Source organism: Mesorhizobium sp. M0001 (genome assembly GCF_040324255.1).
Lineage (GTDB): Bacteria > Pseudomonadota > Alphaproteobacteria > Rhizobiales > Rhizobiaceae > Mesorhizobium.
This window is the reverse complement of sequence record NZ_JAMYVS010000020.1, coordinates 1-25,920: the sequence shown is the minus strand read 5'-3', so window position 1 is coordinate 25,920 and position 25,920 is coordinate 1. Positions and strand designations below refer to the sequence as shown.

Annotated in this window: 30 protein-coding genes and 1 pseudogene; 22 read left to right on the top strand and 9 right to left on the bottom strand. The window is 62.8% G+C overall.

Annotated elements, in window-relative coordinates; translation table 11 throughout:
- Positions 1-55: 55 nt before the first annotated feature.
- The gene (locus NKK50_RS29255) at positions 56-640 is read right to left on the bottom strand and encodes an invasion associated locus B family protein (RefSeq protein ID WP_023668422.1); all 585 of its coding nucleotides are present in this window, start codon (positions 638-640) and stop codon (positions 56-58) included.
- Between the two features lie 363 nt (positions 641-1,003).
- Here NKK50_RS29255 and coxB point away from each other — a divergent pair, with 363 nt between their 5' ends.
- The 13 genes from coxB to NKK50_RS29190 all read left to right on the top strand — a co-directional run bounded on the left by coxB (position 1,004) and on the right by NKK50_RS29190 (position 10,935).
- Complete coding sequence (coxB, locus tag NKK50_RS29250) at positions 1,004-1,900, top strand: cytochrome c oxidase subunit II (protein ID WP_050485823.1); 897 nt, start codon at positions 1,004-1,006, stop codon at positions 1,898-1,900.
- Positions 1,901-1,938: 38 nt separating this feature from the next.
- On the top strand, positions 1,939-3,591 hold the full coding sequence (gene ctaD, locus NKK50_RS29245; RefSeq protein WP_023668420.1) for a cytochrome c oxidase subunit I: 1,653 nt from the start codon (positions 1,939-1,941) through the stop codon (positions 3,589-3,591).
- 71 nt (positions 3,592-3,662) lie between these two features.
- Positions 3,663-4,607, top strand: coding sequence for a heme o synthase (locus NKK50_RS29240; RefSeq protein WP_023668419.1), 945 nt, complete (start codon positions 3,663-3,665; stop codon positions 4,605-4,607).
- On the top strand, positions 4,604-4,759 hold the full coding sequence (locus NKK50_RS29235; RefSeq protein ID WP_023668418.1) for a cytochrome c oxidase system small membrane protein: 156 nt from the start codon (positions 4,604-4,606) through the stop codon (positions 4,757-4,759). Before NKK50_RS29240 ends, NKK50_RS29235 begins: the two co-directional genes overlap by 4 nt.
- A gap of 8 nt (positions 4,760-4,767) precedes the next feature.
- A complete protein-coding gene (locus NKK50_RS29230; RefSeq protein WP_023687150.1) occupies positions 4,768-5,394 on the top strand; it encodes a cytochrome c oxidase assembly protein in 627 nt (208 codons plus the stop codon).
- A gap of 1 nt (position 5,395) precedes the next feature.
- The gene (locus tag NKK50_RS29225; RefSeq protein ID WP_023668416.1) at positions 5,396-6,277 is read left to right on the top strand and encodes a cytochrome c oxidase subunit 3; all 882 of its coding nucleotides are present in this window, start codon (positions 5,396-5,398) and stop codon (positions 6,275-6,277) included.
- Between the two features lie 76 nt (positions 6,278-6,353).
- Entirely contained in the window at positions 6,354-6,494 is a 141-nt protein-coding gene (locus tag NKK50_RS29220) for a L,D-transpeptidase family protein (RefSeq protein ID WP_023732093.1), read from the top strand.
- A 13-nt stretch (positions 6,495-6,507) separates the two neighbouring features.
- Complete coding sequence (locus tag NKK50_RS29215) at positions 6,508-6,894, top strand: DUF983 domain-containing protein (RefSeq protein WP_023685423.1); 387 nt, start codon at positions 6,508-6,510, stop codon at positions 6,892-6,894.
- Positions 6,891-7,646: an SURF1 family protein gene (locus NKK50_RS29210; protein ID WP_023692072.1), complete on the top strand. Its 756-nt coding sequence runs from the start codon at positions 6,891-6,893 to the stop codon at positions 7,644-7,646. Before NKK50_RS29215 ends, NKK50_RS29210 begins: the two co-directional genes overlap by 4 nt.
- A 161-nt stretch (positions 7,647-7,807) precedes the next feature.
- On the top strand, positions 7,808-8,818 hold the full coding sequence (gene ispH, locus NKK50_RS29205) for a 4-hydroxy-3-methylbut-2-enyl diphosphate reductase (protein ID WP_023834467.1): 1,011 nt from the start codon (positions 7,808-7,810) through the stop codon (positions 8,816-8,818).
- Positions 8,819-8,825: 7 nt separating this feature from the next.
- Positions 8,826-9,788, top strand: coding sequence for a homoserine kinase (locus NKK50_RS29200; RefSeq protein WP_023827465.1), 963 nt, complete (start codon positions 8,826-8,828; stop codon positions 9,786-9,788).
- Positions 9,785-10,321: a ribonuclease HI gene (rnhA, locus tag NKK50_RS29195; protein WP_352544262.1), complete on the top strand. Its 537-nt coding sequence runs from the start codon at positions 9,785-9,787 to the stop codon at positions 10,319-10,321. Before NKK50_RS29200 ends, rnhA begins: the two co-directional genes overlap by 4 nt.
- A gap of 29 nt (positions 10,322-10,350) precedes the next feature.
- Positions 10,351-10,935, top strand: coding sequence for a histidine phosphatase family protein (locus NKK50_RS29190; RefSeq protein ID WP_023827463.1), 585 nt, complete (start codon positions 10,351-10,353; stop codon positions 10,933-10,935).
- 72 nt (positions 10,936-11,007) lie between these two features.
- On the opposite strand, the gene NKK50_RS29185 is transcribed toward NKK50_RS29190, so the two are convergent.
- The 3 genes from NKK50_RS29185 to NKK50_RS29175 form a co-directional block, all read right to left on the bottom strand.
- Positions 11,008-11,487 (bottom strand): DUF2938 domain-containing protein, encoded by a 480-nt coding sequence (locus tag NKK50_RS29185; RefSeq protein ID WP_023732091.1) that lies wholly within the window; start codon positions 11,485-11,487, stop codon positions 11,008-11,010.
- Positions 11,488-11,574: 87 nt separating this feature from the next.
- Positions 11,575-12,057 (bottom strand): peroxiredoxin, encoded by a 483-nt coding sequence (locus NKK50_RS29180; RefSeq protein WP_023698522.1) that lies wholly within the window; start codon positions 12,055-12,057, stop codon positions 11,575-11,577.
- Positions 12,058-12,168: 111 nt separating this feature from the next.
- Entirely contained in the window at positions 12,169-12,975 is an 807-nt protein-coding gene (locus tag NKK50_RS29175; RefSeq protein ID WP_023706670.1) for a protein-disulfide reductase DsbD domain-containing protein, read from the bottom strand.
- 215 nt (positions 12,976-13,190) lie between these two features.
- On the opposite strand from NKK50_RS29175, the gene NKK50_RS29170 reads away from it, so the two are divergent.
- Positions 13,191-13,799, top strand: coding sequence for a YqgE/AlgH family protein (locus NKK50_RS29170; protein WP_023668405.1), 609 nt, complete (start codon positions 13,191-13,193; stop codon positions 13,797-13,799).
- A gap of 196 nt (positions 13,800-13,995) precedes the next feature.
- Here the strand turns inward: NKK50_RS29170 and NKK50_RS29165 are convergent, their stop codons facing one another.
- The 4 genes from NKK50_RS29165 to thrC are packed head-to-tail and all read right to left on the bottom strand — an operon-like array spanning position 13,996 to position 20,203.
- Complete coding sequence (locus tag NKK50_RS29165; protein WP_023706671.1) at positions 13,996-16,884, bottom strand: EAL domain-containing protein; 2,889 nt, start codon at positions 16,882-16,884, stop codon at positions 13,996-13,998.
- A gap of 3 nt (positions 16,885-16,887) precedes the next feature.
- On the bottom strand, positions 16,888-17,484 hold the full coding sequence (locus NKK50_RS29160; protein ID WP_023668403.1) for a GNAT family N-acetyltransferase: 597 nt from the start codon (positions 17,482-17,484) through the stop codon (positions 16,888-16,890).
- Between the two features lie 14 nt (positions 17,485-17,498).
- Positions 17,499-18,791: a M16 family metallopeptidase gene (locus NKK50_RS29155; protein WP_023668402.1), complete on the bottom strand. Its 1,293-nt coding sequence runs from the start codon at positions 18,789-18,791 to the stop codon at positions 17,499-17,501.
- A 14-nt stretch (positions 18,792-18,805) separates the two neighbouring features.
- Positions 18,806-20,203, bottom strand: coding sequence for a threonine synthase (gene thrC / locus NKK50_RS29150; RefSeq protein ID WP_352544261.1), 1,398 nt, complete (start codon positions 20,201-20,203; stop codon positions 18,806-18,808).
- A 126-nt stretch (positions 20,204-20,329) separates the two neighbouring features.
- On the opposite strand from thrC, the gene NKK50_RS29145 reads away from it, so the two are divergent.
- The 7 genes and pseudogenes from NKK50_RS29145 (at position 20,330) to NKK50_RS29115 (ending at position 23,609) form a co-directional block, all read left to right on the top strand.
- Positions 20,330-21,061, top strand: a complete 732-nt coding sequence (locus tag NKK50_RS29145) for a hypothetical protein (RefSeq protein WP_023668400.1) — start codon at positions 20,330-20,332, stop codon at positions 21,059-21,061.
- A gap of 199 nt (positions 21,062-21,260) precedes the next feature.
- A complete protein-coding gene (locus tag NKK50_RS29140) occupies positions 21,261-21,584 on the top strand; it encodes an ArsR/SmtB family transcription factor (RefSeq protein ID WP_023668399.1) in 324 nt (107 codons plus the stop codon).
- On the top strand, positions 21,581-22,006 hold the full coding sequence (locus NKK50_RS29135; RefSeq protein WP_023668398.1) for an SRPBCC family protein: 426 nt from the start codon (positions 21,581-21,583) through the stop codon (positions 22,004-22,006). Before NKK50_RS29140 ends, NKK50_RS29135 begins: the two co-directional genes overlap by 4 nt.
- A gap of 57 nt (positions 22,007-22,063) precedes the next feature.
- The gene (locus NKK50_RS29130) at positions 22,064-22,456 is read left to right on the top strand and encodes a VOC family protein (RefSeq protein ID WP_023668397.1); all 393 of its coding nucleotides are present in this window, start codon (positions 22,064-22,066) and stop codon (positions 22,454-22,456) included.
- A gap of 25 nt (positions 22,457-22,481) precedes the next feature.
- Positions 22,482-22,703, top strand: coding sequence for a hypothetical protein (locus NKK50_RS29125; protein WP_023668396.1), 222 nt, complete (start codon positions 22,482-22,484; stop codon positions 22,701-22,703).
- A 3-nt stretch (positions 22,704-22,706) separates the two neighbouring features.
- Positions 22,707-23,164, top strand: a pseudogene (locus tag NKK50_RS29120) (DUF1801 domain-containing protein).
- 13 nt (positions 23,165-23,177) lie between these two features.
- Positions 23,178-23,609, top strand: a complete 432-nt coding sequence (locus tag NKK50_RS29115; protein WP_352544260.1) for a DUF1801 domain-containing protein — start codon at positions 23,178-23,180, stop codon at positions 23,607-23,609.
- Positions 23,610-23,614: 5 nt separating this feature from the next.
- Here NKK50_RS29115 and NKK50_RS29110 read toward each other — a convergent pair whose 3' ends face one another.
- Positions 23,615-24,301 (bottom strand): HAD family hydrolase, encoded by a 687-nt coding sequence (locus NKK50_RS29110; RefSeq protein ID WP_023687164.1) that lies wholly within the window; start codon positions 24,299-24,301, stop codon positions 23,615-23,617.
- Between the two features lie 187 nt (positions 24,302-24,488).
- Between NKK50_RS29110 and NKK50_RS29105 the strand changes: the two genes are divergently transcribed.
- Positions 24,489-25,622, top strand: a complete 1,134-nt coding sequence (locus NKK50_RS29105; RefSeq protein ID WP_352544259.1) for a site-specific DNA-methyltransferase — start codon at positions 24,489-24,491, stop codon at positions 25,620-25,622.
- Positions 25,623-25,920: the final 298 nt, after the last annotated feature.

The window sequence follows — 25,920 nt, the reverse complement described above, 5'->3', positions numbered from 1 at the left end:
CAATCAAACCCGTGGGAATTGTGCGTCAGGAAAGACGGTTTCGCAAGCATCAAGCTCAGGGCAGGGCGGCAAAACCGTCGGCGAAGCCCTTGAGGTCGACAGGGATGCCGATGCCTTCTTCCGGCGTCTGGAAGACGATGAAGGTGGCCGACGTCCCGGTCTTCAGCGTATCGAGCAGCGGCTTTTCGAGAATGACCTCGGCATAGCAGCCGTCCTGGAAGCAGCGCACGAAATAGGCGCGGCCAATATCCTTGCCGTCGACATTGAGGCCCAGGCCATTGGGCAGCAGAACGCCGAGCGGGGCCAGCACGCGCAGGATCTCGGCCTTGTTGTCGGCGGTGCGCAGGACGACGACGGACAGTCCCATTTCCGGGCGATCCTCGGCAACGACGTTCTGCATCATCACGCATTGTTCCGAGGTGGCGCCGGCCGGCGTGTCGCAGATGATCGACCACGCGCCATGCGTTGACTTGACCGTGCCGCTGGGCTGCGCTGCATTGGCGACGCCGGTTGCGGACGAGCCGATACCGATCAGGGCGGCGAGAAAAACGACCTTCGCCCCGCTTCTCGAAAGCCAAGCGCTTTTCGAATGCCAGGCGCTCTTCGAATGCCAGGCGTTTCTCGAAAGCCAAGAGGTCATGACGGCTCCATTGCGAATCACGGCACTTTAAGCCGCGCCAAGGCCAAGTAAAGGATAGGGCGACCGCCGGTCAGCCCCGGCAGGCGCAATAATGCGCTTTTCCCTAGCAAATTCGCCCGAATTGCGACCGTCGGGCGCATTCCTGACACAAGCCCGCATAGCCTGTCTGTCGACGACCCGCGCGGGCCACGAGGCCGTCGAAACAGCGCGGCAGCACTTGCGCGCAAAAATGCCGCACGGTTTCGCCCGCTCCTTTCTTGCGGAGGGAAATAGAGTATGGTTTGAACCACCCTTGGGACTGTCCGGGATTCCCATCCCGGCATTGTTCGATATTCTTGCGTCGCGATCGCGAGGAACCGGGAGATGAAGAGGGCGATGAGAAAATTCCCAGCAAGCGCCAAATTGATGGCAACGGCAGGCGCCGCCGCCGCATTTTTCGCCGGTGCCTCCGCCCATGCGGCCCAGCCGCAGCCGTGGGAGATGACTTTTCAGCCGCCGGCGACAGACATGATGCGGCAGATCGAGTGGTTCGGGAACTACACGATGTGGTTCGTCGTCCCGATCACTGCTTTGGTTCTGGCGCTTCTCGCCTGGTGCATCTTCAGGTTCCGCGCCAGCAAAAACCCGGTTCCGTCCAAGACCAGCCACAACACGCTGATCGAGATCATCTGGACAGTCGGGCCGGTCGTCGTCCTGCTGTTCATCGCCATTCCCTCGTTCCAGTTGCTGACGGCGCAGTACACGCCGCCGGAAGAGGCCAAGCTGACCGTCAAGGTAACGGGCAATCAGTGGAACTGGGACTATGAGTACCAGACCGAGAACACGCTCTCCTTCAACTCGGCCATCCTGCAGGACGCCGACCGCGCCGCGATCGGCAAGGAAGACCGCAAGGTCTATCCGCGCCTGCTGGCGGTCGACAACGAGCTGGTCGTGCCGGTCAACACCATGACGCGCGTCCTGGTTACCGCAGCCGACGTGATCCATTCCTTTGCCGTTCCGGCCTTCGGCATCAAGATGGACGCGGTTCCCGGCCGCACCAACGAGACGTGGTTCAAGGCGGAAAAGGAAGGCATCTATTACGGCCAGTGCTCGCAGCTCTGCGGCAAGGACCATGCCTTCATGCCGATCGCCGTCCGCGTCGTATCCGATGCGCAGTACAAGACCTGGCTGGCAGCAGCCAAGACCGACCTCCCCGGCGCCAACAAGGCGCTGATGGCCGAGGTCGACGGTACCAACAAGGTAGCGGCCGCCGGCAATTGATGCCGCGGGTTAGCAAGAATTAGGGAACGGAGCCGACCATGGCAGAAGCTGCAGCTCACGACGACCACGACCACAAGCCCTATCATGGCTGGGTCCGGTGGGTGTACTCCACCAACCACAAGGACATCGGCACGCTCTACCTGATCTTCGCGATCTTCGCGGGCATCGTCGGCGGCGCGCTTTCGGTCGTCATCCGCATGGAGCTGCAGGAGCCGGGCATCCAGATCTTCACCGGTCTGGCGCAGATGGTCTATGGCATGAACGGCGATGCCGCCATCGACGGCGGCAAGAGCATGTACAACGCCTTCGGCACCGCGCACGCGCTGATCATGATCTTCTTCATGGTCATGCCGGCGCTGATCGGCGGCTTCGCCAACTGGATGGTGCCGATCATGATCGGCGCGCCTGACATGGCCTTCCCGCGCATGAACAACATCTCGTTCTGGCTGCTGCCGCCGGCCTTCCTGCTGCTCATCGCTTCGGCTTTCATGCCGAGCGCGCCCGGCGCCTATGGCGTTGGCGGCGGCTGGACGCTCTATCCGCCGCTGTCGACCTCCGGCCAGCCCGGGCCGGCCATGGATCTGGCGATCCTGTCGATCCACATTGCCGGCGCGTCCTCGATCCTCGGCGCCATCAACTTCATCACCACCATTTTCAACATGCGCGCGCCGGGCATGACGCTGCACAAAATGCCGCTATTTGCCTGGTCGGTTCTGATCACCGCCTTCCTGCTGCTCTTGTCGCTTCCGGTTCTGGCCGGTGGCATCACCATGCTGCTTACCGACCGCAATTTCGGCACCACCTTCTTCGCCCCGGATGGCGGCGGCGATCCGATCCTGTTCCAGCATCTGTTCTGGTTCTTTGGTCACCCCGAAGTGTACATCCTGATCCTGCCGGGCTTCGGCATCATCAGCCACATCGTCTCGACCTTCTCGAAGAAGCCGGTGTTCGGCTATCTCGGCATGGCCTACGCCATGGTCGCGATCGGCGCCGTCGGCTTCATCGTCTGGGCGCACCACATGTACACGACCGGCCTGTCGCTCGACACGCAGCGCTACTTCGTCTTCGCCACCATGGTCATCGCCGTACCGACAGGCGTGAAGATCTTCTCCTGGATCGCGACGATGTGGGGCGGCTCGATCTCGTTCAAGACGCCGATGCTGTGGGCGCTGGGCTTCATCTTCCTGTTCACGGTCGGCGGCGTCACCGGCGTCCAGCTCGCCAACGCCGGCCTCGACCGCTCGCTGCATGACACCTATTTCGTCATTGCCCACTTCCACTATGTGCTGTCGCTGGGTGCGGTCTTCGCCATCTTCGCCGGCTGGTACTACTGGTTCCCCAAGATGACCGGCTACATGTACTCGCCGGTGATCGCCAACACCCACTTCTGGGTCACCTTCGTCGGCGTCAATTTGATCTTCTTCCCGCAGCATTTCCTCGGCCTGGCCGGCATGCCGCGCCGCACCATCGACTATCCCGACGCGTTCGCCGGCTGGAACATGGTGTCGTCCTACGGCTCCTATATATCGGCCGTCGGCGTGGTGATCTTCCTCTATGGCGTGTTCGAGGCCTTCCAGAAGAAGCGCGTCGCCGGCGCCAACCCGTGGGGCGAGGGTGCAACGACGCTCGAATGGCAGCTGCCTTCGCCGCCGCCTTTCCACCAGTGGGAACAGCTGCCGAAGATCAAGTAAGGCAGCCCGAATACGAAACCGCCGGCCCGCCGGCGGTTTTCGGCCAACGGAATGATTGGACTTATGTACGCATGGCCCTTGTCGACGACCCAATGATTGACGAAGCGGGCTTTCGCATGTCGGAAGCCACGTCGGGCGATTTCTTCGCCCTGCTGAAGCCGCGCGTCATGTCGCTGGTGGTGTTCACGGCCTTTGTCGGCATGGTCGCTGCGCCCGTGACCATCAACCCGCTGCTGGCGGTGATCGCCATCCTGGCCATTGCCATCGGCGCCGGCGCCTCGGGTGCGCTCAACATGTGGTACGACGCCGACATCGATGCGGTGATGAGCCGGACCGCCGGCCGCCCGGTACCGTCCGGCCGCATCCTGCCCGGCGAAGCCCTGAGCTTCGGCCTTGTGCTTTCGGTGCTGTCGGTGATGACCCTGGGCGTGCTGGTCAACTGGCTGTCGGCGGCGCTGCTTGCCTTCACCATCTTCTTCTACGCCGTCGTCTACACGATGTGGCTGAAGCGCTCGACGCCGCAGAACATCGTCATCGGCGGCGCCGCCGGCGCCATCCCGCCGGTCATCGGCTGGGCCGCGGTGACCGGAACGGTGAGCCTGGAAAGCCTCGTCCTGTTCCTGATCATCTTCCTGTGGACGCCGCCGCACTTCTGGGCGCTGGCGCTGTTCAAGTCCGACGACTACGCCAAGGCCGGCATCCCGATGATGCCGAACGTTGCCGGCCAGGCCTCGACCCGCCGCCAGATCTTTGCCTACGCCCTGATCCTGGCGCCGATCGGCGTGCTGCCCTGGGTGCTCGGTTTCACTACCGCCTTCTATGGCGTCGCATCAGTGGCTCTCGGCGCCGGCTTCGTCTGGTATGCCTGGAAAGTGCTGTGCATGACCGATAGCGACCGCGTCATGAAGCCGGCCAAGGCTCTGTTCGCCTATTCGCTGCTCTACCTCTTCGCCATCTTCGCCATCTATCTTGCCGACTGTGTCGTCGGTCGCGCTTTGGCCATCGGTGGAGCATGACTATGATCGACAAGAAGCTTGAACTGGTCACGCTGACCGAAAGCCAGAAGAAGGCGCGGCGCAACCGTTCGGCGGCGATCGGCGTCGCGCTGGCGATTCTGGTCGTCATCTTCTACGTCGCGACCATCGTGAAATTCGGCCATACCGGATGAGGCCGATGATGACCCGCCAGACCGTGACCGATCCCAGGAAGAAGAACACCAACCGCGTCGTCGCCGCCGTCTGCGTCGCCTTCTTCGGCGGCATGATCGGCATGGCCTACGCCGCGGTGCCGCTCTACAAGATGTTCTGCCAGGCCACCGGCTATGGCGGCACCACGCAGCGCGCCGAAAAGCAATATGCCGGCCGCATCCTCGACCGTGACATCACCGTGCGCTTCGACGCCAACACCAACGGCATTCCGTGGCAGTTCCAGCCGGTCGCCCGTTCGGTCACCATCAAGATCGGCGAGACCACGCAGGCGCATTACAGCGCCACCAACAAGCTCGACCGCGCCGTTACCGGCCGCGCCACCTTCAACGTGCAGCCGGAACTGGCGGGCCCCTACTTCAACAAGGTCGAGTGTTTCTGCTTCACCGACACGACGCTGAAGCCCGGCGAGACGCTGGACATGCCAGTCGTGTTCTATGTGGATCCCGATATCGTCAACGTGCCGGAACTGAAGGACTTGAAGACGATCACCCTGTCCTACACGATGTTCCCGGTCCAAAAGAACAAGCCGGTGGCGTCATCGACGCCGAACAGCAGCAGCAAAGTTTCAGATACCGAAGCAAATCTCGGGGGTTGATATGGCAGACGCGCACGCAAAACCACAACACGACTACCATCTCGTCAACCCGAGCCCGTGGCCCTTCCTGGGGTCGATCGGCGCACTGGTGACTGCAGTCGGCGGCGTCGCCCTGATGCAGTATCTCAAGAACGGCGATTTTCCAATTTTCGGCCACAACATCGCCAATCCATGGCTGTTCTTCATCGGCCTGGTCATCGTCCTCTACACGATGTTTGCCTGGTGGTCGGACACCATCAAGGAAGCGCATGAGGGCCACCACACGCGCGTCGTGTCGCTGCATCTGCGCTACGGCATGATCATGTTCATCGCTTCGGAAGTGATGTTCTTCGTTGCCTGGTTCTGGGCCTATTTCGATGCCAGCCTGTTTCCGAGCGAAGTGCAGAATTACGCCCGCACCGCTTTCACTGGTGGCGTCTGGCCGCCGAAGGGTCTCGAAGTCCTCGATCCCTTCCATCTGCCGCTCTACAACACCATCATCCTGCTTCTGTCGGGCACCACGGTGACATGGGCGCACCATTCGCTCATCCATGGCGACCGCAAGGGCCTGATCAACGGCCTGGTGCTGACCGTCGGCCTCGGCATGCTGTTCACCATGGTGCAGGCCTACGAGTACATGCACGCTCCGTTCGGCTTCAAGGATTCCATCTACGGCGCGACCTTCTTCATGGCGACCGGCTTCCATGGCTTCCACGTCATCATCGGCACCATCTTCCTGCTGGTCTGCCTGATCCGCGCCTGGAAAGGCGACTTCACGCCCAAGCAGCATTTCGGCTTCGAGGCGGCTGCCTGGTACTGGCACTTCGTCGACGTGGTCTGGCTGTTCCTGTTCGCATCGATCTACGTCTGGGGATCGGTCGGCGCGGTGATCGAAGGCCACTGACGGCTTTCACCGAACCGACAAATCAGAAGGGCGGTCGCGGCAACGCGGTCGCCTTTCGTCTTTTCGGCGCCCATCAATGGCCAACGGATTCGGCTGGTCGGGCTGGCTGCTTCAATTGGTCGACTGGACCGATGGCTGCATTGGGGTTACCGACTGCGACATGGACCAAATCTGGACTATGGTGCCGGATGGAACGCTGATCGAAATCGAGCCGTAAAGCATGACTATCCATGAGTGAAGATAGGGCGATCTGGCCACCCATCGAGCCGATCTCGGCCGGCCTGCACGGACGCTGCCCGCGCTGCGGCGAAGGACGGCTGTTTTCCGGCTTCCTCACCGTCGGCAAGCGCTGCAACAATTGCGGCCTCGACTATTCCTACGCCGATGCCGGCGACGGCCCGGCGGTGTTCGTCATCCTGATCATCGGCTTCATCGTCGTGGGGCTGGCGCTGTGGGTGGAGGTCACGCTGAGCCCGCCGCTCTGGCTGCATTTCATCATCTGGATACCTCTGGCCGTGGGACTGTGCCTGACGGCGCTGAGGTTGATCAAGGGGGTGCTGCTGACGCTTCAATACGCCAACAAGGCGGCCGAAGGCCGCCTGGACCAGGGGCAATGAGCGAGGCGCTGACCAAGCCCGCCGGCCGCTCGCGGCCGAAGACGGCATTGCTGCTCGGCCTCGGCCTGGTGGTGTTCGTCATCCTGCTCGGGCTTGGCACATGGCAGGTGCAGCGCCTGTACTGGAAGGAAGCCCTTCTGCAGACCATCGACCAGCGCACCCATTCAGCGCCGCAGCCGCTGGCGGACGTCGAGAAGGAATTCGCCGCCACCGGTGATGTCGACTACACGCCGGTCACCGTCAGCGGGACGTTCCTGCACTCCGGCGAGCGGCATTTCTACGCCACATGGGACGGCGACGCCGGCTTCAACGTCTATACCCCGCTGGCCCTCGACGATGGCCGCTATGTCCTGATCAACCGCGGCTTCGTTCCCTATGATGTCAAGGATGCCGCCAAGCGCCCGCAAGGGCAGGTGACCGGCAAGGTCACGGTCACCGGCCTGGCGCGCAACCCGCTGCCGGCCAAGCCGTCGATGATGCTGCCCGACAATGACGTGGCCAAGAACATCTTCTATTGGAAGGATCGTGACGTCATGGCGGCGAGTGCCGGCCTGCCGGCCGGTGCCGTGCTGGTGCCGATCTTCATCGACGCCGACAAGACGCCGAACCCGGGCGGGCTGCCGGTCGGCGGCGTCACCATCATCGACCTGCCGAATTCTCATCTGCAATATGCCTTCACCTGGTATGGCCTGGCGGCGGCTCTTGCCGCGGTTCTGATCATCAGGCTGCGCCGTCCGGCAAAGACTGAATGATCCAGAGCATGATCCCGAAAAGTGGGAACCGGTTTCGGACAAGATCATGCTCCAACAAAGAGTTAGATCAGGTTGACCATTCAACCTGATCCAACTGCCCTTGACAGGGCAGGGGTGCACACCTCATTTCGCCAAACGATACGATCAACCGATCTGGAATCATGCTGCAGACCGCCACAAAACCACCGCTGACGATCCGGCTCTGCCAGCCGCGCGGCTTTTGCGCCGGTGTCGACCGCGCCATCCAGATCGTCGTGCTGGCGTTGAAGAAATACGGCGCGCCGGTCTATGTCCGCCACGAGATCGTGCACAACCGCTATGTCGTCGAGGGCCTGCAAAGCCTTGGCGCGGTTTTCATCGAGGAACTCTCGGAAATCCCGGCCGAGCACCGCAAGTCGCCGGTTGTCTTCTCGGCCCACGGCGTGCCGAAATCGGTGCCGGCCGACGCCAAGGCACGCGAGCTCTTCTATCTCGACGCCACCTGCCCGCTGGTGTCCAAGGTGCACAAGCAGGCGATGCGCCATCAGCGGCTCGGCCGCCATGTGCTTCTGATCGGCCATGCCGGCCATCCCGAAGTGATCGGCACCATGGGCCAACTGGCTGAAGGCGCCGTCACGCTGATCGAGACCGAAGCCGACGCTGGGACCTTTGCCCCCGCCGACCCGGAAGCGCTCGGCTTCGTAAGCCAGACAACGTTGTCGGTCGAAGACACTGCCAGCATATTGCGGGTGCTGCAGGAGCGCTTCCCGCAACTGCATGCACCGGCCGCCGAATCGATCTGCTACGCCACCACCAACCGCCAGGAAGCGGTCAAGGAAACCGCCGCCGGCGCCGATCTCTATCTGATCGTCGGTGCGCCCAATTCCTCCAATTCGCGCCGTCTTGTCGAAGTGGCGGAGCGCGCCGGCGCCACCATGTCGCTTCTCGTACAGCGCGCCGCCGAAATTCCGTGGAATGACATCACAAATATCTCGACGCTCGGCCTGTCTGCCGGCGCGTCGGCGCCGGAGATCATCGTCGACGAGATCATCGACGCCTTCCGCCAGCGCTTCGAGGTGACCATCGACCTGGCGATCACGGCCACCGAAACGGAGGATTTTCCAGTCATGCGGGTTCTGCGCGATGTCGAACTGACACGGGCCGACATGGCCTTCGTCAACGGAGCCGCGTGAACAGCCCATGGCGGTCTACACCGACGTCAATGAAGGCGAACTCGGCGCGTTCCTGAGGGCATATCCGGTCGGCGAACTCTTGTCCTACAAGGGTATCGCCGAAGGCACGGAGAATTCGAATTTCCTGCTGCACACCTCAAGCGGCTCTTACATACTGACGCTCTACGAGAAGCGCGTCGACAAGGCCGACCTGCCGTTCTTCCTCGGCCTGATGGGCCATCTCGCCCGCAAAGGCATTTCCTGTCCGCTGCCGGTGACCGCGCATGACGGCACCGTCATCGGCACGCTGGCCGGCCGTCCCGCGGTCATCATCACCTTCCTCGAAGGCCTGTCGCTGCGGCGGCCGACAGCGGCGCATTGCGCGGAGGTCGGCAAGTCCCTCGCCGCACTGCATTTGGCCGGGCAGGATTTTGCGATGACGCGTAACAACGCACTGGCCATCGAGGGCTGGCGCAAACTCTGGAATGCCTCGCGCGACCGAGCCGACGAGGTCGAGCCGGGACTGGCGGCCGAGGTCGACGCGGATTTCGCGGATTTCGAACGCCATTGGCCGCAGGGCCTGCCGGCAGGCATCATCCATGCCGATCTGTTTCCCGACAATGTCTTCTTCCTCGGCGAGAAACTGTCCGGCCTCATCGACTTCTATTTCGCCTGCCACGACCTCTACGCCTATGACGTCGCCACCTGTCTCAACGCCTGGTGTTTCGAGAAGGATTTCTCCTTCAACCTGACCAAAGGCACGGCGCTGCTGGCCGGCTATCAGAGCGTGCGGCCTTTGAGCGAGGGCGAGAAAGCAGCGCTGCCGATGCTTTCGCGTGGCTCGGCGCTGCGCTTTATGCTGACCCGGCTCTATGACTGGCTGACCGTTCCCGACGGCGGGCTGGTCATGAAGCGCGATCCGACCGAATATATCCGCCGCATGCGCTTCCACCGCGCGATCAAGTCGCCTTCGGAATACGGACTGACATGACCAAGCAGGTCGAAATCTTCACCGACGGTGCCTGCTCGGGCAATCCCGGTCCCGGCGGCTGGGGCGCCATCCTGCGCTTCAACGGCAAGACCAAGGGATTGTCGGGCGGCGAGGCCGAGACGACCAATAACCGTATGGAACTGCTGGCCGCCATCTCGGCGCTGAATGCGCTGAAGGAGCCGTGCGCCGTCGAGCTTCACACCGACAGCAAATATGTCATGGACGGTATCTCCAAATGGATCCACGGCTGGAAGAAAAACGGCTGGAAGACCGCCGACAAGAAGCCGGTCAAGAACGGTGAACTGTGGCAGGCGCTGGATGAGGCCAATCGGCGCCACAACGTGACCTGGAACTGGGTCAAGGGCCATGCCGGCCACACCGAGAACGAACGCGCCGACGAACTCGCAAGGGAAGGCATGGCGCCGTTCAAGAGGGGCTCAGCCAAACCTGCGGCGCCGAAAGTGGCGCTGAAGCCGGCGGCATCCGAGAAGCAGCCGGCGCCGCGGGCACGGCGCTCGACCCAGAGCTATTGAGCTCAAGCTATCGGCAGGAGACCTCACTCATGCCGATCGTATACTACATCACCCATCCCCAGGTTCAGATCGATGCCAACGTTCCCGTGCCGCACTGGGGGCTGTCCGAGATCGGACGAGCGACAGCATCAGCCATGCTCGATCAGCCATGGGTCGGGTCGATTCGCCGTGTCGTCTCGTCGGCCGAGCGCAAGGCGATCGAAACCGCCGAGATCCTTGGCAAACACCTCGGCCTCGCGGTCGAGGTGAGGGAGCGCATGCATGAGAACGATCGGTCGGCAACCGGCTTCCTGCCGCCGCCGGAGTTCGAGGTGGTCGCCGACCAGTTCTTCGCCGACCCGCACAAAAGCATCCGCGGCTGGGAACGGGCCATCGACGCCCAGCAACGCATTGTCAGCGAGGTCGAAACGGTGCTGGGTGCTGCCGACGGCGGCGACATTGCCTTCGTCGGCCATGGCGGCGTCGGAACGCTCTTGCTGCTCTCGCTCAGCGGCCGCGCAATCAGCCGCGCGGCGGATCAGCCGGCCGGCGGCGGCAATTACTTCGCCTATGATGTCGGCACGCGCCGCGTCGTCCACGGATGGCGGCCGATAGACAGTCTGGCGCCGCGCTAAAGCGGATGTCAGGAGATCATCGATACCGTAGCCGCGATGAAGCCGCTGGCGACCAGCGGATAGAACCTGTCCTCAGCGGATCAGCAGGGCCGTGCCGTAGAGGCCGAGCGCGAACACCGTGTGCGAGATCACGTTGAAGGCGCGGATCTGCATCGCGTTGGGGCGCTTTGACGCAGCCCAGCCGGCGCCCATGCCGGGCGCCAGCAGGAACCAGCCGGCGCCGATGGTGACCATGCCGAGGATGAAGGCCGGCAGGAAGGTCGGCGCGTCCAGCCATGCCGTGCCCGCCAGCGCCACCAGGATGAAGCCGTAGACGATGCCGGTGACATAATGGAAGGCCCAGCCCAGCGCCTGCTCATGCGCATAGGGTGCGGCATGGGCGATATCGTCGTGGAAAACCTTGCCTTCCCTAAGGTGCCAGACCCAGCGGCCGGGCGGCCCCCAGTTCGGCCGCGGCTGGCTGAGCGCCAGATGCAGGAACAGCGCCCAAAGATCCATCAGCACCGTGGCGCCGATGCCGATCGCAACGCTGCGCCAGATGATGTCAAACATCGTCGATGTCCCCCAAAGCAGGCAATCCGGCTGGAAGCGCGTCGTCGTCAGGCCATGGCGCTCATGAGCCGACGCGGCCGCCGCGGTTTAGAGCTGGCTCAGAATGTGAGCGGCACCCGATGTGTCGACTCCTGGCTTGGTCTCGACATTGAGCGCCGTGACCTTGCCGTTGTCGACGATCATCGAGAAGCGCTTCGAGCGCAATCCCATGCCGCCGCTGGAATAGTCGGAGTCGAGGCCGATCGACCTGGCGAAGTCGCCATTGCCGTCGGCGAGATAGAGGATCTTGCCTTGACCGCCGGTGAAATTGGCCCAGGCGCCCATGACATGGACATCGTTGACGGAGACGACGGCGATGGTGTCGACGCCGCGGGCCAGGATGGCATCGTGGTTCTCGAGATAGCCCGGCAGATGATTGTTGCTGCAGGTCGGCGTGAAGGCGCCTGGAACGCCGAACAGCACGACCTTCTTGCCCGCGAAAATCTCGGCCGAGGTGATCACCTTGGCGCCGTCGGCGGTCATTTCCTTGAAGGTCGCATCGGGCAGTTTGTCGCCAACGGCAATCGTCATGATGGTCCTCGTGTGAAAAGCAGGGAAGGTTTCTTGCGATAGCGAAATCGGGCATCTCCCGCAACCGCCGACAAGGCCTGGATCAAGGGAAAGCCCTGATCGGGTTCGGTATCAGGGGAACGGCAGAACGCCCTCGACCGCGCCTTCGGCACTTGTCAGGGTGTAATACAACCCGCCATCGGTCGGTGTCGTCGACGGCCGGTCGAGGATCGGAATGGTAAATACCAGCCGGCCGTCCTTTTCGCTGCGTGCAGGCGCCCCGAACATATAATCGCGTCCCCCGGCGACGAATAAATCCGCCGCCTCCGGATCTCCGGGAAAAGTCGCCTCGACCATCAGCGTCTCATGGTCGCCCGGCAGCACCTTGATCCCGAAATCGGGCTTGGCAGGCGCGGGCAAGGTGGCGAGTGCAGCCTTCACCAGCGCCGCATCCTCGGCATTGTCGGGATCGGCGGCGGGATCGACGCTCAGCCGCGTCTGCACCGGAATACAGATCGTCTCGCAGATGCCGAGAAAGATGTCGGCATCGATGACGGCCGCATCCCCAGGCGACGACAAAGTGAATGTCACCGGCAGCGAGACCGGATGGTTGTAGCCGGCCCATTTGCCGTAGCCGTCGTCATGGCGCTGCGGCGGCGGGAAGGAAAACGCCGCATCGGTGATGTTGGTGCTGGCCGAAACGTCGATCTGCGGCGGCACGCCGGCGTCGCCCGGATCGCGCCAATAAGTTTTCCAGCCGGGCTTGAGCGCGATGTCGAGCACGCCCTGTATGCGACCGGCCTCGTCGGCCTTGCCTGTTGTCACCAGCCGCACCTTGCCGCCTTCGCTGTTGTACCATTCCGACGAGGAGGCGGCGGCGGGCAGGACTGCTCCGCATCCGATAGCAATACCGAGCAGCAGGATTTTCAAGCTTTGCATGGCGTTGATTTGATCGTCAGTTCATGGCCGCGCAATGTTTTCATGGCGCTCTGCGTATCATATTTGCGTGACCTTCGGGCAAGGAACAGTTGGCTTCAAGCAATCGGCCGAGTGAAGTTCGCAGTCAAGATTCCGTTGTTCCAACCGTTGGGCTTTGGCCGAATCGCACGCGGCGCATCTTTTCGGCGTCCCGGAAACGCGTTACGCTCCAGTCCATGGACTTGTTGCGCCACAAAAAGACAGCCGGTGGACGCGGCTTTCTTGACGACCAGTTTCTGATTGCCATGCCCGGCATGAAGGACGATCGCTTCACGCGCTCGGTCATCTACATCTGTGCGCACAGCGATGAAGGCGCCATGGGCCTGATCATCAACCAGACGCAACAGATGCTGTTTCCCGATCTTCTGGTGCAGCTCGGCATCATGAACGAACAGGAGGCGATCAGGCTGCCTGCGCAGGCCCGCGACTTCGTGGTGCGCAATGGCGGCCCGGTGGACCGCAGCCGCGGCTTCGTCCTTCACTCGGGCGACTACCGGGTGGAATCCTCGCTCACCGTCTCCGACGATATCTGCCTGACCGCGACGGTCGACATATTGCGCGCCATCTCGTCCGGCCGCGGCCCGCGGCGCGCTTTGATGGCGCTCGGCTATTCCGGCTGGGGCGCCGGCCAGCTGGAAACCGAGATCGCCGAGAATGGCTGGCTGACCTGTCCGGCCACGCCGGAGCTGCTGTTCGACGCCGACATCGAGCGGAAGTACGACCGCATCCTGGCATCGATCGGGATTGATCTGGCGCATTTGAGCCTGGCCGCGGGGCACGCCTGAAGCCTCGCCTTCGCCGACGTTCCGCCGAACCTTCGCGACTAGCCGAAGCCGCCCGCCACTTTCGTCATCCTAGGGTCTGCGCCGCGTCGCTGCGCTCCTTGCTTCGCCCTAGGATGACGAAGGCGCGGTCGCTTCAGCTAATTTTCGGGGTTCATTCCAATGTAACCACGCGCCTGCACGACGCATGCCTCACCCATCACGCCTGCGTCATCGGGTACTGTTCTTTCAACGCCTTCAGCACCTGGTCGCCTGGCATCGGCGCGCCGAACATGAAGCTTTGCACATATTCGCAGCCCATCTGGCGCAATTCCAGCGCATCGCTTTCGTCGGAAATGCCCTCGGCCACCACCGACAGGCCGAGTTCATGCGCCATGTTGACCATGGATTTGAGCAGCACCGCCCGCTTCGGCGTCGCGTCGTCGACGAAGCTCTTGTCGATCTTGATGGTGTCGAAGGGGAAGCGGGTCAGATAGGCGAGCGAGGAATAGCCGGTGCCGAAATCGTCCAGCGACAGGCCGATGCCGAGCTGCTTGAGTTTGGTCAGCACATGCGAGGTCTGCTCTGGATTGTCCATGACCAGCGATTCGGTAAGTTCGAGCCGGAAGCAGCGCGGCTTCAGATTGGCGCGGGCGATGACCGAGCGGACATCGCTGACCAGGTCGCGGCGGATCAGCTGGCGGCTGGACAGATTGACCGACACCGACAGCGGGGTGTCGCCGATCTGCTTTTGCCAGCCGGCGAGGTCTTCGGCCGCCTGCTGCATGGCAAACAGCCCAAGCTGCACGATCAGGCCACAGCTTTCGGCGACCGGGATGAAATCGCCCGGCGGGATCATGCCGCGGCGCGGATGGTCCCAACGCAGCAGCGCTTCGAAGCCGGCAATGCTGCCGTCCTCCAGCCGCACGATCGGCTGGTAGGCAAGGGTGAATTCGCGCCGCTCGATGGCGCGGCGCAGATCGGATTCGAATTGCAGCCGGTCGGTGCCGACGGTGCGGAAGGCCGGCCGGAACGGCTCGATCCTGTCGCCGCCGAAGCGCTTGGCCTGGTGCATGGCAAGCTCGGCGTCCTTGACCATGTCTTCTGCCGAAGTCTGCGCCGAGGTCCAGGTGATCAGGCCGATCGAGGCAGTCAGCACGATCTCGCGCTTGGCGAAGGTGATCGGGTTGTTGATGGCGTGCTTGATGGCGTCTGCCACCGCCGCGATGCGGGAGGGTTCCTGTTCGGAGAGCAGCATCAGGGCGAACTGGTCACCGGCAAAGCGCGACAGCGAATCCTTAGGTTTCAACAGCCGGTGCAAGCGGCGCGCAATGGTGAGCAGGATGGTGTCGCCGGCCGAGATGCCAAGCCCGTCATTGACCTGCTTGAAACGGTCGATGTCGATGACGAAGACGGTGGGGCGCACCTTCTCTTCGGTGCGCGCGATCGAGATGATGGCTTCCAGCCGGTTCATCAGAAGTTCGCGGTTGGGCAGGCCGGTCAGATTGTCGTGAACGGCATCGTGCAGCAGCCTTTCCTCGGACTTTTTCTGCTCGGTAACGTCGACCATGGTGCCGACGCAGCGAATCACTTCGCCATCCGAGCCGATCACCGGCCGCGCCCGAAGCAAGAACCAGTGGTAGTGCCCGTCGGCGCCGCGCAGGCGGAAATTCTGCGAGACCCGGCCGCGCCGATGTTCGAGCACCACGTCGAGGGTGGTGCGGAACGTGTCGCGGTCGTCGGCATGCAGCACCGGCAGCCAGTTGCGGGCCGCACCCCCCAGGCTGTTGGGCGCCAGGCCAAGCTGGATGCTGACGTCGGGCTTGGTGACGACGCGGTCGCGCAGCACGTCCCAGTCCCACACCGTGTCGCCGGAGCCGGCGACGGCCAGCGCCTGGCGCTCAAGATCGGAGAACAGGCCCTGATGCAGCGCGCCGCCGGCAAAGGCATGCTGCATGACGGTGAAGCCGATCAAAAGGATGATCAGGATCAGCCCGCCGCCCAATGCCGGCTGGGCGATGTCGTTGTCGAGCATGCCGGTGATCGCCATCCACGACCCGCACAGCCATAGCAGCACCATCACCCAACTGGGCACCAGCATGATCGCACGGTCGTAACCACGAAGACCGAGCAGGATGATGAGGCCGAGCCCGGTCAGCGCGGTGGCGGCAAAGGACAGCCGGGCAATACCGGCGGCGACGGCCGGATCGATGATGGCCACACCCGCAATCAGCACCAGACCGAGGATCCAGACCAGCGCGCCATAGCTGAAATGGCCGTGCCACCGGTTGAGGTTGAGATAGGCGAACAGGAACACCACGAAGGTCGCCGCAAGCGCCACCTCCGTTCCCGCCCGCCACATCTGCTCGTTCCCGGGCGATATCTCTATGATCTTGTTTAGAAAGCCGAAATCGACGCAGATATAGGCAAGTACCGCCCACGCAAGTGCGGCTGTCGCCGGAAACATCGAGGTTCCCTTGACGACGAAAAGGATGGTCAGGAAGAGCGCCAGCAGCCCGGCGATGCCGATGACGATGCCGCGGAACAGCGTATAGGAATTGACCGAGTCCTTGTAGGCTTCCGGCTCCCATAGATAGACCTGCGGCAGCTTCGGCGAGGCGAGTTCGGCGATGAAGGTGATCACCGTTCCCGGGTTCAGCGTCACCCGGAACACGTCGGCGTCGGAGCTTGACTGGCGGTCGAGCGCGAAGCCCTCGCTGGGGGTGATCGCGGCGATGCGGGTGGCGCCGAGATCGGGCCAGAAGATGCCGGAATTCACCAGCCGGAAATGCGGCGCCACGATCAGCCGGTCGAGCTGCTGGTCGGTGGTGTTGGCGAGCGCGAACACCGCCCAGTCGCCGCTCGAGCGCGCGTCATTGGCCTCGACCTCGATGCGCCGGACGATGCCGTCGGGACCGGGCGCGGTCGACACCTGGAAGTTTTCGCCCTGATTGACGTAGATCTGGACGGCGCGCGACAGGTCGAGCGCGACATCGTCGCGGGCAATCTTGATCGGTTCGACGGCGAAGGCCGGGAGCGCCGCGCAAAGCGTGACGACAACCGCCAGAACAAAGGCCAACAGCGACCCGTTTCGCAGGAAATTCGTCAAAAATCAGTCCTTCGTTCCAGCGCCCGGCGGATCGTCCGCGATCCGGGCGTAGAGGTAGTGGTCCTGCCAGATGCCGTTGATCCTGAGGTAGGATCGCAGAAGTCCTTCGCGCCGGAATCCGGCTTTTTCAAGCACGCGGATCGACCGGACATTGTCGGGAATACAGGCAGCTTCGATCCGGTGCAACCTCAGCGTATCGAAGGCGAAGCGGCAGACCACCTTGACCGCGTCGGTCATCAGGCCGCGGCCGCCAAACCGCTCCCCGATCCAGTACCCGACATGGCCGCTTTGCGAGACGCCGTGGCGGATATTGCCGAGCGTAATGCCGCCGGCAAGCTTGCCGCTCGCCTTCTCGAAGATGAAGAAGGCGATGGCTGTCCCCTGCGCATAGTCTTCGCGGTAGCGGCCGATGCGCAGCCGCCAGGCGGTGCGGTCGAGTTCATCGGGCGTCCAGCGCGGCTCCCACGGTTCGAGGAAGGCACGGCTTTCGCCGCGCACCGCTGACCATTCGCGATAGTCGTTGGTGTAGGGCACGCGCAGCATGACCCGGTCGCCTTTCAGTGCCGGCAGGTCACGGCGAAAGAAAGGGAGCGCGAACACCGGCGCTTGAAGGCTTAGACGGCGAGCTTGCGGGCCGTGGTGTGCGTGCCCGCAAGCGAATCGAGAATCGCCTCATAGGGCGCGAGCGTACCCACCGGTCCAACCGCGGTCAGCGTCGGCTTGGTCGAAAACAGCCGGGACGAAAGGTCGGTCAGCCGCTCGACGGTCAGCGCCGACAGCCGTTCCATCAATTCCTCCTTGGCGATCGGCCGACCGAACAGAAGCAGCTGCCTGGCGATCTGCGAGGCGCGGCTGGCCGGGCTTTCAGCCGACATGATCAGGCCGGCGCGATATTGCGCGCGGGCGCGGTCGAGCTCTTCCTGAAGGATATTCTCGCCGGCCTTCTGCAGCTCGTCGATAATGACCGGCACCAGTTCGGCAATGTCGCTCTGCCCGGTAGCGGCATGAACGCCGAAGATGCCGGTATCGGAAAAACCCCAGTGGAAGGCATAGACCGAATAGCACAGGCCACGCTTTTCGCGGACCTCCTGGAACAGCCGGGACGACATGCCGCCGCCGAGGATCATCGACAGCACCTGCGAAGCGTAGAAATCGCGCACATGATAGGCTCGGCCTTCGAAGCCGAGCACGATCTGCGCGTCCATCAGGTCGCGATCCTCGCGGAAATCGCCGCCGACATACTGCGCATATTGCGGCATCGTGCTGTCGGACTTGCTGCGGAAACCGCCGAGCTGCTTTTCGACCTCGCGCACGAAATTGTCGTGCTTAATGTCGCCTGCCGCCACGATCACCATCTTCTCGGCGCCATATTGGCGCTCGATGAAATCATGCAGCTGTTTGGAGGTGAAGGATTTGACGGTTTCCGGCGTGCCGAGGATCGAGCGGCCGATCGTCTGGTGGCGGAAGGCGGTCTCGGTGAAACGGTCGAAGACGATGTCGTCGGGCGTGTCGTGCGCGGCGCCGATCTCCTGCAGGATCACATGCTGCTCGCGCTCCAGTTCCTCTGGGTCGAATTCGGACTCCTGCAGGATATCGGCAAGGATATCCACCGCCAGCGGCACATCGTCGGACAGCACCCTGGCGTAATAGGACGTCGTCTCGACTGATGTGGCGGCATTGATCTCGCCGCCGACATCCTCGATTTCCGAGGCGATCTCGAAGGCCGTCCGCCTTTTCGTACCCTTGAAGGCCATATGCTCGAGCAGATGGGCCATTCCGTGCTCGTCGTCACGCTCATTGCGGGCGCCGGACTTGACCCAGGCGCCAAGGGCAACGGATTCGAGGCTTGGAAGGGTTTCGGTGGCGACTGTCAGGCCGTTCGACAGACGGCTTACCTCAACACCCATATGGCAAGTACTCCCTAACGCGCTGCCCTTGAGTGGCGGCTCACGTAATCTTCCACCATTTTCAGGTCGGATGGAAGTACCGTGTACTTTTCGTCGGCTGACATCAAGGACCCCAGGCATGCGGGCAGGGCCGGCGACACGCCGCAGGCGGCTTCGACCGCGGCCGGGAACTTGGCCGGGTGCGCCGTGCCCAGCACCACCATCGGCACTGCACCGTCAGCCTTGCCGGCGGCGACATGCACGGCCGCGGCCGTGTGCGGATCGAGCAGATAATTGCTGGATTCGAGCGTTGAACGGATGGTGGCGGCAACCTCGTCCATATCAGCGCGTCCGGCGTCGAATTCGGACCGCATCCGGTCGATTTCTGCGGTTTCGATGGTGAAGGCGCCGGATTGCTTGAGGCCGGCCATGTAACGCCGCACCGTCTCTGCGTTACGGTCGCAGGCCTCGAACAGCAGTCGCTCGAAGTTCGACGATACCTGGATGTCCATCGATGGCGACGTCGTCGCAAACACACCCTTGGTGCGGTATTCACCGGTCGCGAAAGTGCGCGCCAATATGTCGTTGTCGTTGGTGGCGACGATCAGCCGCTCGATCGGCAGGCCCATCTTCTTGGCGGCGTAACCGGCGAAAATATCGCCGAAATTGCCGGTCGGCACGGTAAAGGAGGCCGGCCTGTCCGGCGCGCCGAGCGAAAGCGCCGAGGAAAAATAATAGACGATCTGGGCCATGATGCGGGCCCAGTTGATCGAATTGACGCCCGACAGCGACACGCGATCACGAAAACCATGATCGTTGAACATATCCTTCAGCAGGCCCTGGCAATCGTCGAAATTGCCTTCGATGGCCAGCGCCTGGACGTTGGTGGCCGTCGATGTCGTCATCTGCCGCTGCTGCACCGGCGAGACGCGGCCATGCGGAAACATCACGAAAATGTCAGTTCGGTCGCGGCCGGCGAAGGCATCGATGGCGGCGCCGCCGGTGTCACCCGAGGTCGCGCCGACGATGGTTGCGCGCTGGCCGCGCTCAGTCAGTACATGGTCCATCAGCCGGGCAAGCAGCTGCATGGCAACGTCCTTGAAGGCCAGCGTCGGACCGTGGAAGAGTTCAAGGATGAACGTGTTGGCGCCGGTCTGCACCAGCGGGCAGACGGCCTGGTGGCGGAAGGTGGCATAGGCTTCTCGCACCAGGCGCTCGAAGACGGGTGCGGCGATCTCGCCGCCGAGGAACGGCGTCAGCACGCGGATGGCGAGGTCCGCATAGGGCAGGCCGCGCATGGCGCGGATCTCGGCTGCCGAAAACTGCGGCCATGTCTGCGGCACATAAAGCCCGCCGTCGCGGGCCAGCCCCGCCAGCACCGCGTCGGCAAATCCAAGCACGGGTGCATCCCCGCGGGTACTCACATAGCGCATCGTCAAGGTCCATTGCTGCCGCCGGTTCATCCACGGCAATTGGTTAATTTTCCGAGCCGGCTCAGTCGCATTTTTGCCGTGGCGTTGCTATACGTCACCAACTTTGCGAGAGGGAAGTGCAGTTTCATGGCGTTTCACAAGTTCAACCGTCGCTTTGTCGCGGGTCTGGCGCTCACCGGCTTTATGCTTGCCGCCGCCGGTTGCCAATCGAGCGACAATGGCATCCTCAATCTCGGTTTCGGCAAGAAGACCGACCCGAATGCGCCAATACCGCCGCAGGATCCCAAGGTTCTCGCCAGCCAGTTGCAGGCCTACTGCCCGAAAGTGACGGTGCGCGATGGCACCGCCTACTTCAATACCTACGCCAAGGGCGCGCCGCAGCCGAGAAAGAAAAAGGCTGATGCGGCACAGGATGCCGAGGCCGCTGCCGCCGCGCAGACGGCGCCTGACGGCTCCATCGTCGATCCGAACAAGGATCCGGCCAAGATCATCTACCAGGCCTCGATCAGCGATGTGAGCCGCGATTGCAGCCGTGCCAACGGCCAGTTGACGATGAAGGTTGGCGTTGCCGGCAAGATCGTGCCGGGACCGCTGTTCGCCCCCGGCACCATCACCATGCCGATCCGCATTGCCGTCATGCACGGCCCCGACGTGCTTTATTCGCAAATTCACCCCTATCAGATCCAGGTCAGCGATCCCTCGACCGCCACCCAATTCGTGTTCACCGATCCCAACGTCGTCGTGCCCGAACCCTCCGCCCGGGATTACACTGTCTATGCCGGCTATGACGACACCGCGCCGGCGGCGGCGGACAAGAAGTCCGGCAAGAAAAAGAAGCGCGCTCCCGCGACGAACTAAGCGCCTGGGCGCCGTCGCTGCTGCGACGGTGCCGGTCAACTCTTTGAAAGATCCAAACGATCCGATCGTAATCCTGCAGGTGTGCGCCTGCGGCAGGTCGCGTCTGCGCTTTAATCTCGATCCATTCCGCCAGCGCACTTGACTCATCCATATCCCGGCGGTTATACGTCAATCAATAGCTCGCAGGTTATTGATCCCAATGCCGGACGCCCACGATACTTTGTTCAGAACGCTTGCCGACCCGACCCGGCGGGCCATCTTCGAGCGCTTGTGCCGCCAAGGTGAGCAGACCGTGGGGGCGCTGACGGCGCAGTCCGGGGTCTCGCAACCGGCGGTGTCGAAGCATCTCGGCGTCCTGAAGCTGGCCGGCCTGGTGCGTGACCGCCACGCCGGACGCCAGACCCACTACAGCGCCCAGCCCGCGGCACTTGGCCCGCTGACCGACTGGACAGTTCAAATGACTGGATTCTGGGAGAGCCGCTTCGATGATCTCGAGAGCCTGCTGAAAAGGATGGACCAGTGAGCAATCCCGAGCTGCGCACCGTCGTCGTCGAACGTGAAATATCCTGGCCGGCGGAGAAGATCTGGCGCGCGTTGACGCAGCCGCATCTGATTGAGGAATGGCTCATGAAGAACGATTTCAAGCCTGTCGTCGGCCACAGCTTCAATCTTCGCGGCGACTGGGGCGGCGTGCTCGACTGCGAGGTGCTGGCCATCGAGCAAAACAGGACGCTGTCCTACAGCTGGGATTTTGCGCATGAGGATGCCGCCTACAATCTGACGAGCGTGGTGACGTTCACGCTCACACCCACGAGCTCGGGAACCCATCTGCGCGTCGAGCAGTCGGGCTTCCATCCGAGCCAGAAGCAGGCCTATGGCGGCGCCAGGGCCGGGTGGCAGCAATTCCTCACCAAGCTGGAGCAGGTCCTGGCGAAGCCGGATTGAAGCCTGCCGGTACCATGCCCTGATCGCGGGGCACCGAATGCAAAAAGGAGTAAATCGATGAAGATCAAGCTGACCAGCGTCTATGTGGACAACCAGGACAACGCACTGCGCTTCTACACCGACGTGCTGGGCTTTGCCGTGAAGGCCGACTTCAGCAATGGGCCTTTTCGTTGGCTGACCGTCATCTCACCCGATGAGCCTGAGGGAGCCGAGCTACAGCTGGCGCTCAACGACAACCCGGCCGCCAAGGCCTACCAGCAGGCCATCTTCAAGCAGGGGCAGCCCGCGCTCATGCTGTTCACCGACGACGTCAAGGGTGATTACGAGCGCATCAAGGGACGCGGCGGTGCGTTCGCCATGGCGCCGACAGAAGTGACCGGCTCGACTATCGCCCAGCTCAACGACAGCTGCGGCAATCTCATCCAGATCACCCAACTGGCGCGTTGGTAGGCGCTGGTTTCAAGAGGAAGTTGCAATGAACTTGAGCAAATGGATACGTCAAACCCATCGTTGGCTGTCGATCATCTTCACGCTGACCGTGGCAGCCAATTTCATCACCATGGCGTTCGGGCAACCTCCGGCCTGGGTGGTCTATTCGCCGCTGCTGCCGCTATTCCTGCTGCTGTTCAGCGGCCTCTACATGTTCGTGCTGCCTTACGTCGCGAGATCGCGTGGCGAGCAGGGCGCGCAAGGGTAGGACATGGCCAAGGCGCCGGGAAAATCGAAGGTCGCAAAACCGGCCCCAGACAAGCCGGAAAAGCCGGTCCTGCTTTCGGGCGGCAACCCGCAGATCCCGAAGGCCTATGGGGACGCTCCGGTGCAGGCCTATATTGCTGCCATGCCGGGCTGGAAAAGCGATGTCGGGCGCTGGATCGACGCACTTATCGTCAGCGCCGTCCCCAGCGTCTGCAAGGCGGTGAAGTGGAACTCACCGTTCTATGGCTCGAGGGCGAGGGTTGGTTCCTCAGCCTGCATTGCTTCACCAGATACGTCAAAGTCGCCTTCTTTCGCGGCACGTCGCTCGATCCTGTGCCTCCCGGCGGTTCCAGGCAAAAGGAAGTGCGGTATCTCGACATCCATGAAGGCGAAGAGATCGACGAAGCCCGCTTCGCCTCCTGGGTGAGCCAGGCCAGCCGATTGCCCGGCGAGAAGATGTGAACGGAGGCAGACCATGAAGGTCAGCATGTCGAGCAAGGACGAGGGAGGCGCCTCTGCCTCCGAGCGGATAGATGCCCGAATCCGGGAGCTGGACGATTGGCGGGGCAAGACGTTGGCCAGCCTGCGCAAGACCATCCTCGACGCCGACCCGGAAATCATCGAGGAGTGGAAGTGGATGGGCAGCCCGGTATGGTCACGAGACGGCATGATCGCCGTCGGCAACGCTCACAAGGACAAGGTGAAGCTGACCTTTTCTCACGGCGCCAGCCTGCCGGATCCCGACAGGCTGTTCAACAACGGGCTCAACGGCAAGGTGTGGCGCGCCATCGATGTGTCGGAGGGCGACGTGATCGATGCGGATGCGCTGAAAGCGCTCGTCCGCGCCGCGATTGCCTACAACAGGGCTAAGAAGAAACCGGCTAGGTCGGCCAAAGCCAAGGACTGATCGGTTCAGGCGTCCGACCACTCCGACAGAGCGGCAATCACACTTTTCAGTTCGGCCCAGCGGCGGATGACGGTTTCGGCTCCGGCTTCGGTCAGCACATCGGCATGGCCGGGATAGCTGTGCGCGGCGCCGGTGAAGCCGATCACGCGCATGCCGGCGGCCCTGGCGCCGGTGACGCCGTGCACCGAATCCTCGATGACGAAGGTGTTTGCCGGATTGGCGTTGAGTTGCTCCGCCGCGATCAGGAACACATCCGGCGCGGGCTTGGTTTTCTTGCTTGGTACTTCCAGCGCTGAAAAAATCCGGCCGGCGAAGAACGGCAGCAGGCCCACTTTCTCGAGCATGAACTCGATCCGCTCCAAGCGTGAGTTCGAGCAGACGCAGCGCGGCGCGGTGACCGCGGCGACCGCCTCGCGCACGCCGTCGATGGCGCGCACGTCGCTGCGCAGTTTGCGGTCAACCAGCTCTTCGGCCCGGTCGATCATCGAGGCCTGGAACGGGATGGCGGATTTTTGCTCGACCCGCATCATGATGTCCTTGAAGGTCAGTCCGGCATAGGTTTCGGCGTATTCCTCAGCCGAAATTTCATATCCGGCCAAGGTCAGCAATTCGGCCTCGACGCGGGCTGCGATGATTTCGGAATCGACGAGCACGCCGTCGCAATCGAAGATGACAAGATCTGGCTGGGGCATGGCAATCCGAACGAGGAGGGTGATAGAGGCCCGGCAAGGCTCAAGCGGCGCGACATACACCAACGGGCCGGGCTGCGCAAATTTACGACGTCAGGGCTGCCTGGACCGTTGCGTCCTTCACCGAATATTTACGCTGATCGGTAACCATAACGGGGAGTAAACAGTAACGCGTGCCTTGGGTGTAAAAATGTCTGCCGTGCGTCTTGTCGCCGACCTCTCCCACGCCCCCCAGCAATCCGAGTGGCTGGACACGATCCTCAAGGGCGATTGTGTCGCCGCGCTCGACCGGCTGCCGGAAAAATCCATCGACGTCATCTTCGCCGATCCGCCTTACAATCTGCAACTCGACGGCGATTTGCACCGGCCCGACCAGTCCAAGGTCGACGCCGTCGACGATGACTGGGACCAGTTCGAGAGCTTCGAGGCCTATGACGCCTTCACCCGCGCCTGGCTCCTGGCGGCACGCCGCGTGCTGAAGCCGAATGGCACCATCTGGGTCATCGGCTCCTACCACAACATCTTCCGCGTCGGCGCCAAGATGCAGGATCTCGGCTTCTGGATTCTCAACGATGTCGTCTGGCGCAAGACCAACCCTATGCCGAATTTCCGCGGTCGCCGCTTCCAGAACGCGCATGAGACCATGATCTGGGCCTCGCGCGACCAGAAGGGCAAGGGCTATACCTTCAATTACGAAGCCATGAAGGCGTCGAACGACGACATCCAGATGCGCTCCGACTGGCTGTTCCCGATCTGCACTGGCGGCGAGCGGCTGAAGAACGACAATGGCGACAAGCTGCATCCGACGCAGAAGCCGGAAGCCCTGCTCGCCCGCATCATGATGGCCTCGACCAAGCCGGGCGACGTCGTGCTCGACCCGTTTTTCGGTTCCGGCACCACCGGTGCCGTGGCCAAGCGCCTCGGCCGCCATTTCGTCGGCATCGAGCGCGAACAGGCCTATATCGACGCCGCCAATGAGCGCATCGATGCCGTGCGGCCGCTGGAAAGCGCCGATCTCGCCGTGCTCACCGGCAAGCGCGCCGAGCCGCGCGTCGCCTTTGTCAGCCTCATCGATACCGGGCTTATGCAGCCCGGCGCCACGCTTTACGATGCCAAGAAGCGCTGGTCGGCCAAGGTACGCGCCGACGGCACGGTGGCCATCGGCGACAGCGCCGGCTCGATCCACAAGATCGGCGCCGAAGTGCAGGGCCTGGACGCCTGCAATGGCTGGACCTTCTGGCACTATGAGCGCTCGGGCGGCCTGACCCCGATCGACGAACTGCGCCGGATTGCCAGGCTTGGCATGGAGCGGGCAGGGGCCTGACGCTACCACATAAAGGTCGGCGCCCTACGGCGCCCCCCTCTGGCCTGCCGGCCATCTCCCCCACAAGGGCATAGGCGCTAAGATAGCTTTGGCATGGACTGAAATTTGCGCTTTCGTGGTGGTTCGCGCCAGCGATATCGCAAGGCATGGAGATTTTGACGCAGGGCCGCCAAGGAAGGTTGAGTAAAGATGGTAGCGATCAGAGAGGCGACGATCTGGCGGGTGGCGCGCCACAGCAGCGGGCGCCCGTCGCTCAAGGGGGAGAGACACCCAACTCCTGCGAGAGGGGTTCGGTCAC

What these genes read in the sequence shown, in the direction of transcription:
- NKK50_RS29235 (WP_023668418.1), top strand. Translation starts at nt 4,604, where the DNA reads ATGACTATGATCGACAAGAAGCTTGAACTGGTCACGCTGACCGAAAGC.
- NKK50_RS29215 (WP_023685423.1), top strand. Translation starts at nt 6,508, where the DNA reads ATGAGTGAAGATAGGGCGATCTGGCCACCCATCGAGCCGATCTCGGCC.
- NKK50_RS29210 (WP_023692072.1), top strand. Translation starts at nt 6,891, where the DNA reads ATGAGCGAGGCGCTGACCAAGCCCGCCGGCCGCTCGCGGCCGAAGACG.
- NKK50_RS29240 (WP_023668419.1), top strand. Translation starts at nt 3,663, where the DNA reads ATGGCCCTTGTCGACGACCCAATGATTGACGAAGCGGGCTTTCGCATG.
- ctaD (WP_023668420.1), top strand. Translation starts at nt 1,939, where the DNA reads ATGGCAGAAGCTGCAGCTCACGACGACCACGACCACAAGCCCTATCAT.
- coxB (WP_050485823.1), top strand. Translation starts at nt 1,004, where the DNA reads ATGAAGAGGGCGATGAGAAAATTCCCAGCAAGCGCCAAATTGATGGCA.
- NKK50_RS29115 (WP_352544260.1), top strand. Translation starts at nt 23,178, where the DNA reads ATGAAGGTCAGCATGTCGAGCAAGGACGAGGGAGGCGCCTCTGCCTCC.
- NKK50_RS29140 (WP_023668399.1), top strand. Translation starts at nt 21,261, where the DNA reads ATGCCGGACGCCCACGATACTTTGTTCAGAACGCTTGCCGACCCGACC.
- NKK50_RS29200 (WP_023827465.1), top strand. Translation starts at nt 8,826, where the DNA reads ATGGCGGTCTACACCGACGTCAATGAAGGCGAACTCGGCGCGTTCCTG.
- NKK50_RS29185 (WP_023732091.1), bottom strand. Translation starts at nt 11,487, where the DNA reads ATGTTTGACATCATCTGGCGCAGCGTTGCGATCGGCATCGGCGCCACG.
- NKK50_RS29230 (WP_023687150.1), top strand. Translation starts at nt 4,768, where the DNA reads ATGACCCGCCAGACCGTGACCGATCCCAGGAAGAAGAACACCAACCGC.
- NKK50_RS29110 (WP_023687164.1), bottom strand. Translation starts at nt 24,301, where the DNA reads ATGCCCCAGCCAGATCTTGTCATCTTCGATTGCGACGGCGTGCTCGTC.
- NKK50_RS29255 (WP_023668422.1), bottom strand. Translation starts at nt 640, where the DNA reads ATGACCTCTTGGCTTTCGAGAAACGCCTGGCATTCGAAGAGCGCCTGG.
- NKK50_RS29225 (WP_023668416.1), top strand. Translation starts at nt 5,396, where the DNA reads ATGGCAGACGCGCACGCAAAACCACAACACGACTACCATCTCGTCAAC.
- thrC (WP_352544261.1), bottom strand. Translation starts at nt 20,203, where the DNA reads ATGCGCTATGTGAGTACCCGCGGGGATGCACCCGTGCTTGGATTTGCC.
- NKK50_RS29220 (WP_023732093.1), top strand. Translation starts at nt 6,354, where the DNA reads ATGGCCAACGGATTCGGCTGGTCGGGCTGGCTGCTTCAATTGGTCGAC.
- NKK50_RS29175 (WP_023706670.1), bottom strand. Translation starts at nt 12,975, where the DNA reads ATGCAAAGCTTGAAAATCCTGCTGCTCGGTATTGCTATCGGATGCGGA.
- ispH (WP_023834467.1), top strand. Translation starts at nt 7,808, where the DNA reads ATGCTGCAGACCGCCACAAAACCACCGCTGACGATCCGGCTCTGCCAG.
- NKK50_RS29170 (WP_023668405.1), top strand. Translation starts at nt 13,191, where the DNA reads ATGGACTTGTTGCGCCACAAAAAGACAGCCGGTGGACGCGGCTTTCTT.
- rnhA (WP_352544262.1), top strand. Translation starts at nt 9,785, where the DNA reads ATGACCAAGCAGGTCGAAATCTTCACCGACGGTGCCTGCTCGGGCAAT.
- NKK50_RS29155 (WP_023668402.1), bottom strand. Translation starts at nt 18,791, where the DNA reads ATGGGTGTTGAGGTAAGCCGTCTGTCGAACGGCCTGACAGTCGCCACC.
- NKK50_RS29145 (WP_023668400.1), top strand. Translation starts at nt 20,330, where the DNA reads ATGGCGTTTCACAAGTTCAACCGTCGCTTTGTCGCGGGTCTGGCGCTC.
- NKK50_RS29130 (WP_023668397.1), top strand. Translation starts at nt 22,064, where the DNA reads ATGAAGATCAAGCTGACCAGCGTCTATGTGGACAACCAGGACAACGCA.
- NKK50_RS29190 (WP_023827463.1), top strand. Translation starts at nt 10,351, where the DNA reads ATGCCGATCGTATACTACATCACCCATCCCCAGGTTCAGATCGATGCC.
- NKK50_RS29125 (WP_023668396.1), top strand. Translation starts at nt 22,482, where the DNA reads ATGAACTTGAGCAAATGGATACGTCAAACCCATCGTTGGCTGTCGATC.
- NKK50_RS29180 (WP_023698522.1), bottom strand. Translation starts at nt 12,057, where the DNA reads ATGACGATTGCCGTTGGCGACAAACTGCCCGATGCGACCTTCAAGGAA.
- NKK50_RS29105 (WP_352544259.1), top strand. Translation starts at nt 24,489, where the DNA reads ATGTCTGCCGTGCGTCTTGTCGCCGACCTCTCCCACGCCCCCCAGCAA.